This window comes from Flavobacterium kingsejongi (assembly GCF_003076475.1).
GTDB lineage: Bacteria > Bacteroidota > Bacteroidia > Flavobacteriales > Flavobacteriaceae > Flavobacterium > Flavobacterium kingsejongi.
The window spans coordinates 14,528-29,960 of record NZ_CP020919.1; the positions used below are offsets into that span (position 1 = coordinate 14,528).

A 15,433-nucleotide genomic window follows, 5' to 3' on the forward strand; every position below is an offset into this window, starting at 1 on the left:
CTACAGATATTATTATTTTTTAAGCCAGTTGTTTGCAAAATCACAGTCTTTATATTGCCCGTTGATTTTGATATAGGTTTCTTTGATCTTTTCTTCGGACCATTTTGCAATCGCCTTGATCTGTTTTTCCTTCAATGCCAATTCCTTGATTTTGATATAATCCTGTGAATAATCAGCTGTATGCTCGTTGTAACGATTGGTTACTGTAATCAGTTTGTATTTTTTTCTACCCAATTCATCTTCTTCCAATATTGGGTAGGATACTTCTTTGTCTTTCAGGTCAGAAACCTGGCTGTATAACTTAGGATCCATTTTGGTCAGTTCGAAACGGGTATCCTGAGTTTTAGGATTCAAAAGTACACCACCATTGGTTTTCGTTTCTTTCTCATCTGACTCACTTCGGGCTGCATCAGCAAATGTAATCGCGCCACTCACAATTTTCTCCCGAATTTTCTCCGCTTTTTCTTTTGCTGCTTTTAGTGCATCATTATTCACTTTTGGCACTAATAATATGTGTCTTAAATCAATATCTGCGCCACGGATTTTTTCTACATAGATGATATGATAGCCGTGTACTGTAGCAAAAGGTTGTGAAATCTCGCCTTCAGCAAGACTAAAAGCTACATCTTTAAATTCCTTCACAAAAGGTGTCTTTTTATTCATTCTGTAAAATCCACCATTTGATTTTGACCCGGTATCTTCCGAGTATAAAACGGCCTTACTGAAAAAGCTACCATTGTTTTCCAAAATATCTTTTCGGAACTCATTTAGCTTGTCAATTACTTTTTGTTTATCGGCCTGGGTCACTTCCGGTTCGATAACAATTTGCGAAACTTCCATTTCAGCTCCGAATACCGGTAATTCAGCCTGTGGTATCTTCTTGAAAAAAGCACGTACTTCTTCCGGAGTAATCTCTACCGCTTCCACAATATTTTTTTGCTCTTTAGAGGCCAGTTTATCCATTTTGATAATTTCAAAAAGTTGGCTCTTCAGGTCTTCTTCATTACTTTTCTTGAAATACTGCACTACTTTTTCCATAGAACCAATTTGGCTCACCATGTAGCTTAATTGCTGGTCCATGGTCTCATTCACTTCAGCATCTTTTACAATGATACTATCCTGAATCGCATGGTGTGCATATAATTTATCTTCCAATAGTTTCCCCAGCAACTCACAACGGGTAATACCTTCTACCGAACTTCCACGGGAAGTAATTTCCAGATACGTCTTATCAATATCAGAATCTAATATTACATAATCCCCCACGACAGCAATTACACCATCAATTTTTTTTCTGGGTTCTATTTTCTTTACCACATTAGCTTCAGCCACATCTTCCTTAATTACTTCCTGCGCAGTTGCGCTACAGAAAGCAAAAATCCCCATCATCAGAATCGCTCCTCTATTTATTATAGATTTCATATTTATCATTTTTAATCGCATCATCAGTTATTTCTTTTTCAATTTTTTTTATCAGCTCCAGCTTTCTTTTATTCAATACGATTTGTCGTAAAGTTGGTTTTATATATTCGAAAGGACTGATCTGATTTTTATCCAGCACCTTCACTATTTTAACAAGATAGACATTCAAGGAATCCTGTTGTTGTATCGACTTTCCGGGAATAATATAATTCCCTCTGTTTTCGGGTGTTATAAAGGGCAGCTTACGGTAGACCTGGTTCATCTCGACCCAAACAGAGTCATTCAGCGCGTATCCCTTATACTGAACAGCATAACTATCCAGTAGTTTACGGTCTCCTTTTCCTAAATTAAATAGTTTATTTTTTATCGTCTCGAACTTCGGATGATCTTTCGGCAAATTTATATAACGTAGTTTTATTAACGTGGTATTTGCCTTAAAATTTTCCTTATTCGCATCATAATAATCCTTTAATTCTTTGGGAGAAACAGCGGTATCAACCCTTTCCTTTACGACCTCTTCTATATATGCTTTTGTGTAAAGGTCAATTTTATACTGTTTTATAAGATTATCAAATTCTATGATTTTCTCATCACTCAGATTCATTTCTGCCGCATCAATCAGCAATTTTTGCGTCGCCCATTTATCGATAAAATTCTTTACAATCACCAGGCTATCTTCCTTAGAAGTACCGGTAGGCACGAGATGTTCAACATCTTCCTTGTACAAATAGGAATCATTGGCTTTCGCAATGGCTTCTGGCTTTACGTCTTTATTACAAGACACCAGTAACACACACATTCCAATTATGTAGCTTCGTTTTAGCATTTCTATTTCTTGGCCTGCATGGTTTGTTTTACACGTTCAAAAACGGGTCTTTCCACCTGAATTGTCGCTTCTTTCTTTAAATCTCCTACCCAATTTTCTTCCAGGAATTGCTGGTAATCATTGATTACTTTTCCTCTGGTTTCCTCGAGTGTCTTTGGTCCTGCCGGTAGTATCTTATTGATTTTGGCCACAAAATAGTATTCTCCTTCTTTTACCACATCCGACACTCCGGTTTTAGGTTTTAGATTTTTCGGCAACGCGTGATTTCCTTCTTCAAAAACGCCTGAATTGATCATTACATTTACCTTATCTGTAGCATCCAGTTCTTTTTTAATAAATTCGGCCGTTTTATTTTGTTTCAATAATTTGCGGGCTTTCTTGATTACTGCTTCATCTGTAGAAGACGCAATGATAACATCCTCTCTCATTTTCCATTGATAATTCGCAGCATGCTCCTTATAAAAATTCGCAAGTCCTATTGTATCTGTTTTTGCTTTTTCCCAGATTTCCTTTTCCATTAATTCAAATAACAACAGTCCATCACGGTATTCTTCCATCACAGCATTGAACTCAGGATATTCATTTTCGAGATTTTCATTATAATAGATGTTCAATTGCTGATCGACAAACTTATCATACAACTGACCTATCAATTTACTAAGGGGTTTCAGTGTACTTTTAGCAATTTGTTCATTTTTAAGAAAAGCTACAAAGACAGTTCCGTTAATTTGCTTGTCCTGAATGGTTACTAATGGCTTCGCATATTCTGCGGGATCACCTGGCATTTTCCATTCGTCGCCATAAAAAGAATCGGTGATTGCTTTTGAAATTTTAGCGTACAACCCGGGATTTGTCACAACTTTATATTTCTTACGCAATGTCTCGTTCAGAGAATTGGTAATCAGTCGGGAGCGATCATCTTTACGCACTTTATTTTCTAAATCTTTTTCAGCTTCTTCCAATGTTTTTACCGGATGTTTTTCTATCAGTTTAACGATATGCCATCCAAACTGGCTTTCAAAAGGCTTGCTGTAGCTATTAGGAACTGTTAGCCCAAATGCCACCTGCTCAAATTCTTCAGAGCTGAGCTGTCCGGAACCAAAACGTGATAAAAGTCCGCCTTCGGGAGCAGAAGACCGATCTTCAGAAAACTGACGCGCCAGATCTTCAAATTTTTCACCCTGATTTAATTTTTGGTAGATATCATCAATGGTGCTTTTTGCTTTTTCAGCTGTAGTCGTCGGATTATTAGCCGGCTTCATAATCATGATATGGCTCACGGTAACTTCGCCACGATTATCACGTATGTCTTCTACCTTAATAATATGATAGCCAAAACGTGTTCGTACCGGTTGTGATATCCCCTCTTTTTTGGTTTTATAGGCAGCACTTTCAAAAGGATATACCATTCTAAAAGCGGAGAAATATCCTAATTCGCCTTTATTATCTTTCGCAGACGGGTCCTGTGAATGCTTCACTGCCAGATCTTCAAATTTCTCTCCGTTAACGGCACGTTTCCGTAGGTCTGAAATTTCTTTAAAAGCTTTAAGAGTATCTGCCGGAGCCGCATTTTCATCTACCAGAATCAGAATGTGCGCTGCTTTAATTTCTTTAAGCGATCGATTGTAGCCTTCCTCAATAAGTTCTTTGGTAACTTTCGTATCGGTCACATAATCTTTAGAAAGTTGTGTCCTGTAGGATGCCAGCTCAGCCTGGTATTGTGGGTTATTTTGCAAACTAAGTTTGTTTGCTTTATTAATTTTTAGCTTATAGGCTATAAAAAGATCGAGGTAATGATTGATGTCTTTTTGGGATTCGTCCTTAACAAGATCTAAATTCTTATTATAAACCCGGGTAAATTCATCAGTATAATAGGGTTTGTTATCTATGGTAAATAAAACTTCTTTTTTACTTTCCTGGGCATAAGCCGCTATATTCAAGGATATTGCCAAACCAAAGAACAACTGTTTTATTTTCATCAGTATAAATTTATCTTTTACTTTAAAATTAATAGTTAGAGTATCCCTTTCATAAACGCAATAGCAACCCAATTATTTGCAATCAACAAAAATAACAATTCGAAAACATTATACAACTATACGGCATCGTATTAACAAAAAATTATACAGCAGCTGAATGCAAGCTATTTATAGGCTAAAAGGCGCATCTAAACGAAGTAAGCAGGCCAGCCGCTATTGTAAATATGATACCTGGGTTTAAAATTTGAAACCCCCACACTTTCAGCATCCCAAATCACTGAAGTAATGGATTTCTGAAATAATAAATGTATTTTTGCACTCGTTATAAAAAATATGCCATGACATTTATTGAAGAAATAAATAGAAGAAGAACTTTCGGGATTATTTCCCACCCGGATGCCGGTAAAACAACGCTTACAGAAAAACTGCTTCTATTTGGAGGTGCTATTCAGGAAGCGGGTGCGGTAAAAAACAATAAGATCAAAAAAGGAGCTACGAGTGACTTTATGGAAATCGAACGCCAAAGAGGTATTTCGGTAGCCACCTCTGTATTGGCTTTTAATTATAAGGATAAGAAAATAAATATCCTGGATACGCCCGGGCACAAGGATTTTGCCGAAGATACCTTTAGAACCCTGACTGCTGTTGACAGTGTGATTGTCGTGATTGACGTTGCCAAAGGTGTCGAAGAACAGACGGAAAAGCTGGTAGAAGTATGCCGCATGCGTAATATTCCAATGATTGTTTTCATCAATAAACTGGATCGTGAAGGTAAAGATGCCTTTGACCTGATGGATGAAGTGGAACAAAAATTAGGATTAACAGTAACTCCCCTGAGTTTCCCAATAGGAATGGGGTATGATTTCCAGGGAATTTATAATATCTGGGAAAAGAACATCAATATTTTTAGTGGCGATAGCCGAAAGAACATCGAAGAAACGATTGCTTTTTCTGATGTCCAAAATCCGGAGCTTGAAAAAATAATTGGCGAAAAACCAGCAGTACAACTGCGGGAAGAATTGGAACTGATTGATGAAGTATATCCTCCTTTTGATCGCGACGCTTACCTGGACGGAAAACTTCAGCCTGTATTTTTTGGTTCGGCACTTAATAATTTTGGTGTACGGGAATTGTTGGATTGCTTCGTACAGATCGCTCCATCACCACGCCCAAAAGAATCAGAAACCCGCCTGGTAGATCCAAAGGAAGAGAAAATGTCAGGATTTGTATTTAAAATCCATGCAAATATGGATCCCAAACACCGTGACCGTCTGGCTTTTATAAAAATTGTTTCCGGTACATTCGAACGCAACAAACCATACATGCATGTTCGCCTGAACAAGAACCTTAAATTCTCCAGCCCCAATGCCTTTTTCGCAGAGAAAAAAGAAATTGTAGACATCTCCTACCCTGGTGATATTGTAGGCTTGCACGATACCGGGAATTTTAAAATTGGCGATACCCTGACAGAAGGCGAAATCATGAGCTTTAAAGGCATCCCAAGCTTCTCACCGGAGCATTTCCGCTATATCAATAACGCAGATCCTATGAAAGCCAAACAACTGGAAAAAGGCGTGGATCAGTTAATGGACGAAGGTGTGGCCCAATTATTTACTTTGGAGATGAACAACCGTAAAGTAATCGGAACGGTTGGTGCCCTTCAGTATGAGGTAATTCAGTACCGTCTGGAGCACGAATATGGCGCTAAATGTTCGTATGAGAACTTCCCGGTACATAAAGCGACCTGGGTAAAACCCAATGATCCTAAAAGTGCTGAATTTGCCGAATTCAAACGCATCAAACAAAAATTCCTCGCCAAAGACAAATATGGCCAATTGGTTTTCTTAGCGGATTCTGATTTTACCATCCAAATGACTCAAACCAAATATCCGAATGTAAAACTATTCTTTACTTCAGAATTTGATTAAATACCATTTTCAATACGTTTAAAAGCGGCCCCTAATCAATTAGAGGCCTCTTTTTTTTGCTTACAGCACCAGAAAGCATGAACAACTATTCCACAACACTATTACAGATCAATTGATACCAATAAAAAAGCCTCCCGAAGGAGGCTTTTAATAATATAAATGCAAATTATTATTTCTTCACCACTTTCACGGTTTGGATTTTTTGATCTGCTTTGAATTGTATGATATACGTTCCGGAAGGAAGTCTACTCATATCAATTGCTGCAGTAGTCGCATTAGGAGCAACAGCAATTACGCGTTGTCCAATCATGTTATATACTTCCACAGTGGTAATCTCGCTATTGTATGACACATTCAATACACTAACAACGGGATTCGGATAATATTTCAATTCTTTAATATCAAACGAATTTGTTTTTAATGTAACCGTAACTGTAACTGCAAAAGCTTGAATACTTGTACATCCATTTACAGTCTGAGTTGCATAATAAATAGCACCATTCACCAATACGGCATTTGGAGCCAACGGATTAACACCTATCTGAAGATCGGCTAATGAAGCGTACCAAAGTACATTCGTTCCTACTACAACCAAATCTTCAACCGTAGCATCTTCCGGCGCAACAGCACTGATAACCTGAGTAGATTCTCCTGTTGGAGCTGGTGTAGTTGTTACAGTAAGAGCAGCAGTTCCTGCTACAGCAGAACATCCTGCAGTACTCATTCCATTAGCTGTAATTGTAGTAGATCCAGTAGGTTTAGCATACACTGAAATTGAAGGCGTACCACTTACATAAGGAATAGTCCCCGCGGCATCTGTGAATAAATCATTCGTTCCTGTAGAAGACCATGTAATAGGTGACATTGCATTATAACCAAATTTCACATTGAACCTTTTATTCGATGCAGACACGGCAGCTCCTGCGTCGATACCATAGCGATACAAAACAGTATTACCAGTTGTTTGCGTATAGAATGTTTCAGTGTTATACAATGAATCAATACCAATTTGCGATACTTCTACCACAATATTAGAAATACCATCCCAAACATATGGAGTTGTAAATGTTATTGTATTCCAACCAATAGCATGAGTATAAGTAGCAGGGCCATACACTGTAGCAAGCCCGGTTGTTACAAAATTTGTATTTGGAAATACTGCATTAGTCGTTGTTCCAATTTTAACTGTGAAATTTGTATTATTCGCAGCACTTCCTACACTTGTAATATTGTAAGCTATAGATAAAATTGGTCCGGCTGCAATTCCGGCTGCATTTAAATCAGCAGCAGTATAAATTGTTTGGTATACCAGTTTTGGCCTTCTGTTACAAAACGCAGTCAACTCTTCTGTCTCCGTTGTTTTAGTCGTAGCATTTCCAATCGCTGTAGGTGCTGGAGGCACTGCACCAGATGCAGTAAGCAATTGCACTGTTCCGGTACAAAGTTCTGCAGAAGATGGTGTTACAACTATAGGAGTTGGAATACCATTTACCACAACACTTACTGTGGCTGTAACTGTACAACCTGTAACAGTATCTGTCGCCGTAACAGTATAAGTTGTTGTCGCTGTAGGCGAAACCACCACTGAAGTTCCACTGCCAGCAGCATTACTCCATGCATACGTATAGTTTGCATTAGCACTTGTTGCTGTTAAAGTAACTGTACTGCCAGCACAAATAGACGAAACAGATGAAGCAGCAGCAATTGCCACAGGAGCTGTAACAGTCAAAACAGCATTAGGATTTGTTGTCGCATTCCAAAAACCGTTATTCGAGGCACCATATCTAAAAGGACCTCCATTCAATTGAAATCTACTGGCAAAATAATAGGTTCCAGCAGGTAAGTTTGATAATGTAACTTTAAAGTCATCATTGTTTCCTACATTAGCAGTAAATGTCGCTGTAGTAAATGCTGTTTCCGGCCATGTAGACGGATCTGTATTTGTTGTAGAATATCCTATCCATGAAACCAAACCAGGAGCCTGACCAGCAGGATCTGTTACTCCAGCTTCATAAGCCTGTGCATGAACATCTACTGATTGACACGTTCCAATTGCAGATACCTGAGTTGCATTTACATTGAATGAAAATAAATTTGCTAAATCTACAGTATCCGTTGGGGTAATTTCTACTTTAAAATTATCTACCCCTAAATCATAAGAACTAAATCCTGCACTTGTAATTCCTTTTATAATGATATAAACAGAAGAACTTCCATTAAAAGTCGCTGGCACATCTATTAGGTAATTATACCATCCTGTAGCAGCTACCGTTGGTACTATAGTCGTTTTCGAATAAACCGAAAGCAATTGTGTTGCGCCAGTAAGTGATGGCGTTGTGTTAGCATATATTACATATTGATCTCCGACATCTGCAGATGCATGCCGATGCAAAAATACATTTACTCTGCTGGCAGCTGTTACTGAAGTATAACTTATCGGCATAGATACCAATAATGCTTCAGAGGAAGTATAATCTTTTTCCATAAAACCTGCTCCGGCATAAGGAGCCGTAATATCTCCACTTGAACCACTTATTTGTATCCAACTCTGAGTACCTGTCACAACAGAAGTATTCCAACATGATGGAATTCCTGCCGTATTAAATCCTTCTAAAACTGTAGGTAGTGCAACAGCATTACAAGGGGTACTAAAAGAAGAAACAGTCGTCCAAACGCTAAAAGCACCGAAACCACAATTAGATCTCACATAAAAAGAATATGCTGTAGTAGCAGTAAGACCTGTAAAGTTTTGAGAAAGGGTAGCTGTAGTTCCCCCAGAAACTAAACCAGTCGCACCACTTCCTGCAGCACCACTGGTACGCAATTCATACTCGTACCCACCAGATGGAATAGGATTTGAGGCCGTCCAAGCTACTGTCCCTGAATTAGGAGTAATATTAGAAACAACTATTCCAGTAGGCACAGTACATGAAGCCAGTGTTTTAAAACTCCCTGTTGCTGAATATCCATTTCCGGTACCTGCTGCATTTGGAATATGAGAATAAATCGAACTCACAGCACCATTAGAGGCTTGTACCCTAACCTGATAACTCGTTAGCTCAGACAAACCTGTTAACGTAACTGAATTGGTCATAACTGGATTCCCACTCCAGTCAGTCCAGTCGCAACTCCCAGGTAATCGATACTGTACATTATATTGTGTAGCCCCTGTAGGAGCGGTCCAATTTACTGTAGCACTACTTGTCGTGATTCCTGTAGCCGCAGTAAATGTACGCACAGGGCCCTGATTAGCAGGAGTCCAGGTATAAGAAAGACCCGCTGGAATCTTTACAGCAACGTTATCTGTTCCTGAAAAAAGTAAAGTACTCGCATTACTAAACCCTGTAACCGCTTTTGACCAATCGCAAGTAGTATTAGATGGTACATTTAAGGCATATAAATTATTGACATTTGTTGCATAATTAATGCTATTTCCCCTAATTCCAACTTGTGGAGTTGTACCGCTGGTAACAACACCTGGATTAGTATTAGTTCCATAAACAATATTTATAGCACCTGTCGCATAGGTAAGCCTAATCTGGAAATTCAGACGCTCTGAGGTTCTATTATAATAGTTAGCATGGTCTGAATATTGTACCACAAACTCAGCTCCTGTATTCAAATAGCTGATTAGCGGCGTAGCGCCAGTAACAGTAGATGCTCCGGCATCCTGACCAAATGCAGCAATAGCCCCAGTAGTTGATTCTAATGTGGAAAGCGGTGCATATGTTGATGACGATGGAGCTACCCCGAATGTGATAAATCCATTAGTACTGATATAACATGTGGTTACATTTACCCCCCCAAAAGGAAATGTCCCTCCCATAGTTATTGCTGCCGAAACAGAATTGTCATAGGCTCCAGAGAACACAGTAGTACCTCCTGTGATAGGCACGTACGTATTACCTGTAGTAGCTGCGAATGAATAATTCGCAATATTTGTCTGTGCATTGATTTTAGCAGTAACGCTAAAAAACAGCACCAAAAGGAAAGCCAAAGAAACAACGTTTCTAAACTTTCCGAAATCATTAACCAACGCCTGACCGGATTTGTCAGAACGAAAGCCTGAAAGCCATCCTGTAAAAAGATGTTTCATAGTTTTGTAGTTTTTAATCATAAATGAAAATTATTAGGTGAAATATTGAGGAAAAATATAACATATAATTAACATACAAGAATAAAAAACACAAAATAATTAACGTATCCGTAAAAAAAGCAATTGAGAGATGAAGTATGATTGAAAATTTAAAATATTTGATAATAATTTAATAATCACCTTATATATGGCATTTTTTTTACACAAAACGCAATTAACACTTTTCATATAACACCATTCATTTGTTAAAAACAAAACACGAATACTACAATTATACACGAAGTTTACTGACAAATGCAACAATTTAAAAAAAATACAATTAATTTACAGACCTGTTTATCCAGTAAAAGTAGCAAATCAAAAAAAGATATAATTAGACGCTGGTAAAATACAATATTTTCTTACTAAGAACACATTGATTTCAGTCGTAAGTATAAGGAATAGTTTCTCGTTAAACGTAGAATAAGGTTGTGTAAGAGCAAAAAAAAACCTCTCATTTCTGAGAGGCTTTTTGAATTATGCTTGTCCGGTAGGACCGAAGTTAAGCGGAATAGGAGGCTGTTCGGTATCTTTAATTTCACCATGGGCACTTTCGAAACGGTGTATGTTTTCTCCAATGGCTTTCAACAGTCTCTTAGCATGCTGAGGAGTAAGAACTATTCTTGATTTTACTTTCGCTTTGGGAATACCAGGCATGATACTCACAAAATCCAGTACAAATTCCGTAGCTGAATGGTTGATGATTGCCAGATTGGAATAAATCCCCTCTGCTGTCTTCTCATCCAGTTCGATATTAATTTGTTGTTGTTTAGAATCGCTCATAGTAATTAATAATTAAATTCCTCTTTTGTTGCTAATAACTCGTTATATTCTTCTTTAGAACCTACCAATATATTGTCATATTCTCTCATACCGGTACCGGCAGGGATTCTATGTCCAACAATAACATTTTCTTTAAGACCTTCAAGACCATCTACTTTACCTGCTACAGCGGCTTCATTCAATACTTTCGTAGTTTCCTGGAACGATGCTGCAGAAATAAATGATTTCGTCTGAAGTGATGCACGTGTAATACCCTGAAGTACCGGAGTTGCTGTCGCTGTGATAACATCTCTTGCTACTACCTGATTTTTATCCGTACGTTTCAGCAAGGAGTTTTCATCACGTAATTCACGTGGTGAAATGATCTGGCCTGGTTTCAGGTTATCAGAATCTCCTGCGTCTTCAACCACTTTCATTCCGTATAATTTATCATTTTCAACGATAAAGTCTCTGGTGTGTGCCAGTTGATCTTCTAAGAACAGGGTATCACCCGGATCCTGGATTCTTACTTTACGCATCATCTGACGAATCACAACTTCAAAGTGCTTGTCATTGATTTTTACCCCTTGCAAACGGTATACTTCCTGAATCTCATTTACCAGATACTGTTGAACAGCAGCAGGTCCCTGGATTCTTAGGATATCATCTGGAGTAATTGCTCCATCAGACAATGGCACACCTGCTCTTACGAAGTCATTTTCCTGTACCAGGATCTGGCTTGAAAGTTTCACAAGGTATTTCTTGATTTCACCAAATTTAGATTCAATCACAATCTCACGGTTACCTCTTTTGATTTTTCCAAAAGAAACTACTCCATCAATTTCAGAAACCACAGCTGGATTCGAAGGATTACGCGCTTCTAAAAGCTCTGTAATTCTAGGAAGACCTCCTGTAATATCCCCAGCTTTTGAAGAACGACGTGGGATTTTTACCAAAATTTTACCCGCTTTAATTTTCTCCCCGTTATCCACCATCAAGTGGGCACCAACTGGTAAGTTATAAGAACGGATCAATTCACCATCTTTACCGTAAACCAATAAAGTAGGAATCAATTTTTTATTTCTGGCTTCAGAGATTACTTTTTCCTGGAAACCTGTCTGCTCATCGATTTCAACCATGAACGATTGTCCCTGTTCGATATCTTCGTAAGCAATTTTACCGGTAAATTCAGAAATAATAACTCCATTATAAGGATCCCATTTACAGATTACAGTACCTTTTTCAACAACATCCCCGTCTTTAACGTTGATATTAGATCCGTAAGGAATGTTATGCGTATTTAAGACAATACCCGTTTTAACGTCTAACAATTTCAATTCTGTAGATCGTGAAATTACGATATCAACAGCATTACCTTCGTTATCCTCACCTTTTACTGTTTTAAGATCTTCGATCTCCAGTCTACCGGCAAAACGTGTTACAATACTTGATTCTTCAGAGATACCCCCCGCAACCCCACCAACGTGGAATGTACGAAGTGTCAGCTGTGTTCCTGGCTCCCCAATAGACTGGGCAGCAATTACACCTACAGCTTCTCCTTTTTGAGTCATCTTACCTGTAGCAAGGTTTCTACCATAACATTTGGCACAAATACCTTTTTTCGCCTCACAGGTTAACGGAGAACGTACTTCCACTCTTTCGATTGGAGCCGCGTTGATTAGTTTTACAAATGCTTCAGTGATTTGCTCACCAGCAGGAACTAAAACTTCACTATTCAATGGATTAATTACATCTTGCAATGCAACACGTCCTAAGATTCTTTCTCCTAATGATTCAACAATCTCTTCATTCTTTTTCAATGCCGAAACTTCAACACCTCTAAGCGTCCCACAATCTACCGTGTTCACGATAACATCCTGAGAAACGTCATGAAGCCTTCTTGTTAAGTACCCCGCATCCGCCGTTTTTAACGCCGTATCCGCAAGTCCTTTACGTGCACCGTGAGTAGAGATAAAGTACTCAAGGATCGAAAGACCTTCCTTAAAGTTAGAAAGAATCGGGTTTTCAATAATCTCACCACCACCGGCAGTCGATTTTTTAGGCTTAGCCATCAAACCACGCATACCAGTCAACTGACGAATCTGTTCCTTAGATCCCCTCGCCCCAGAATCAAGCATCATATATACAGAGTTGAAACCTTGTTGGTCTTCTCTAATATTTTTCATTGCTAATTCCGTAAGCTGTGCATTCGCAGAAGTCCAAATATCAATAACCTGGTTATAACGTTCGTTATTGGTGATAAGACCCATGTTATAATTCACAGAAATACCATCAACTTGTTCTCTGGCATCTGCAATTAACTGTTGTTTTTGTTCCGGGATTCTAATATCCCCTAATGAGAAGGACAAACCACCTCTAAAAGCGAATTTGTATCCCATATCTTTCATATTGTCAAGGAAAGCCGCAGTTGTTGGAACGTTGGTAACACTTAAAATATGTCCGATAATATCTCTAAGGTTTTTCTTAGTCAATACATCATTGATATATCCTGCTGCTTCTGGCACTACTTCATTAAAGAGTACACGTCCGGCAGTAGTCTGGATAATTTTATATACCAATTCTCCATTGTCATTGAAATCTTTTGCACGAATTTTTACACTGGCATTCAATTCCAGTCTTCCTTCGTTCAATGCAATATTTACTTCTTCAGCAGAATAGAAAACAAGGCCTTCACCTAAAATTTTATGTTCTGGAGTAGACAAACGTTCTTTGGTCATGTAATACAGACCCAAGACCATATCCTGGGATGGTACCGTAATTGGTGCTCCATTCGCAGGGTTAAGGATATTGTGAGAAGCCAACATTAATAATTGAGCTTCCAAAATCGCCTCAGGCCCTAAAGGAAGGTGAACCGCCATCTGGTCACCATCAAAATCCGCATTAAATGCCGTACATACCAATGGGTGAAGCTGAATCGCTTTTCCTTCGATAAGTTTAGGCTGGAATGCCTGGATACCCAAACGGTGCAATGTAGGAGCACGGTTAAGTAATACAGGATGCCCTTTAATTACGTTTTCAAGAATATCCCAAACTACAGGCTCTTTTTTGTCTATAATTTTTTTAGCAGACTTCACTGTTTTCACAATTCCTCTTTCGATCAGTTTACGGATCACAAAAGGTTTGTACAGCTCAGCAGCCATATCTTTTGGCAAACCACATTCGAACAATTTCAATTCCGGTCCAACGACGATTACCGAACGGGCAGAATAATCCACACGTTTACCCAAAAGGTTTTGACGGAAACGACCTTGTTTACCTTTCAGGGAATCAGAAAGGGATTTCAACGGACGGTTTGATTCTGTTTTAACAGCAGATGCTTTTCTTGTATTATCAAATAATGAATCTACCGATTCCTGAAGCATACGTTTTTCATTACGTAAGATTACTTCCGGAGCCTTAATTTCCATTAATCGTTTCAAACGATTGTTACGGATGATTACTCTTCGGTACAAATCATTTAAATCGGATGTTGCAAAACGCCCACCATCAAGCGGCACCAAAGGTCTTAATTCTGGTGGAATAACCGGAACAACTTTCATGATCATCCATTCCGGACGATTTTCCCTGTTCAGGTTAGATTCACGGAAAGACTCTACAACTTGAAGTCTTTTCAGTGCTTCAGTTTTACGTTGTTTTGAGGTTTCATTATTAGCACTGTGGCGTAACTGGTATGACAACTCATCCAGGTCAATTCGAGCCAATAAGTCCATAATACATTCTGCTCCCATTTTGGCAACAAACTTATTAGGGTCAAAATCGTCAAGATATTGGTTATCCTGTGGAAGGCTATCTAAGATATTCAGGTATTCTTCCTCAGTTAAAAAGTCAAGTCGTTGTAATGATTCTCCTTCAGCATTTTTTGCAATACCAGCCTGGATTACTACATATCTTTCGTAGTAGATAATCATGTCCAGTTTCTTAGACGGCAAGCCTAAGATATAACCAATTTTATTTGGTAAAGAACGGAAATACCAGATATGAGCAATAGGCACAACAAGATTAATGTGACCTACTCTGTCTCTACGTACTTTTTTCTCCGTAACCTCCACACCACAACGGTCACAAACGATTCCTTTGTAACGGATTCTTTTGTATTTACCACAAGCACATTCAAAATCTTTTACGGGACCGAAAATTCTTTCACAGAAAAGACCGTCGCGCTCCGGTTTGTGCGTACGATAATTGATAGTTTCAGGTTTTAGAACCTCACCTCTTGACTCCGCCAGAATAGATTCCGGAGATGCCAGTCCAATAGAGATTTTGCTAAACCTTTTTATCGTGTTTTTATCTTTATTATTTTTATTCATCATAATCGTAGTCGATTTATAAAAAACATTAAAAATTGGGAGCAGCAGAACCA

General features: G+C 38.5%; 7 protein-coding genes. 1 reads left to right on the top strand and 6 read right to left on the bottom strand.

Annotated features, from left to right (window positions below):
• Window positions 1-12 precede the first annotated feature (12 nt).
• Genes FK004_RS00070 through FK004_RS00080 form a run of 3 tightly spaced genes read right to left on the bottom strand, consistent with a single transcriptional unit; the run spans window position 13 to window position 4,227 of the window.
• On the bottom strand, window positions 13-1,443 hold the full coding sequence (locus FK004_RS00070; protein ID WP_108738689.1) for a peptidylprolyl isomerase: 1,431 nt from the start codon (window positions 1,441-1,443) through the stop codon (window positions 13-15).
• Complete coding sequence (locus tag FK004_RS00075) at window positions 1,403-2,221, bottom strand: hypothetical protein (protein ID WP_227871734.1); 819 nt, start codon at window positions 2,219-2,221, stop codon at window positions 1,403-1,405. The genes FK004_RS00070 and FK004_RS00075 overlap by 41 nt, the downstream gene beginning before the upstream one ends.
• 29 nt (window positions 2,222-2,250) lie before the next feature.
• Complete coding sequence (locus tag FK004_RS00080; protein WP_108735412.1) at window positions 2,251-4,227, bottom strand: peptidylprolyl isomerase; 1,977 nt, start codon at window positions 4,225-4,227, stop codon at window positions 2,251-2,253.
• A 338-nt stretch (window positions 4,228-4,565) separates the two neighbouring features.
• Between FK004_RS00080 and FK004_RS00085 the strand changes: the two genes are divergently transcribed.
• Window positions 4,566-6,155: a peptide chain release factor 3 gene (locus FK004_RS00085; RefSeq protein WP_108735413.1), complete on the top strand. Its 1,590-nt coding sequence runs from the start codon at window positions 4,566-4,568 to the stop codon at window positions 6,153-6,155.
• Between the two features lie 169 nt (window positions 6,156-6,324).
• Here the strand turns inward: FK004_RS00085 and FK004_RS00090 are convergent, their stop codons facing one another.
• From FK004_RS00090 to rpoC, 3 genes are all read right to left on the bottom strand, one after another.
• Entirely contained in the window at window positions 6,325-10,251 is a 3,927-nt protein-coding gene (locus FK004_RS00090) for a fibronectin type III domain-containing protein (protein ID WP_170108532.1), read from the bottom strand.
• Between the two features lie 516 nt (window positions 10,252-10,767).
• On the bottom strand, window positions 10,768-11,073 hold the full coding sequence (locus FK004_RS00095; RefSeq protein WP_108735415.1) for a DUF3467 domain-containing protein: 306 nt from the start codon (window positions 11,071-11,073) through the stop codon (window positions 10,768-10,770).
• Between the two features lie 5 nt (window positions 11,074-11,078).
• Window positions 11,079-15,383 carry a DNA-directed RNA polymerase subunit beta' gene (gene rpoC, locus FK004_RS00100; protein ID WP_108735416.1) on the bottom strand — a complete coding sequence of 1,435 codons (4,305 nt, stop codon included), beginning with the start codon at window positions 15,381-15,383 and terminating at the stop codon, window positions 11,079-11,081.
• Window positions 15,384-15,433: the final 50 nt, after the last annotated feature.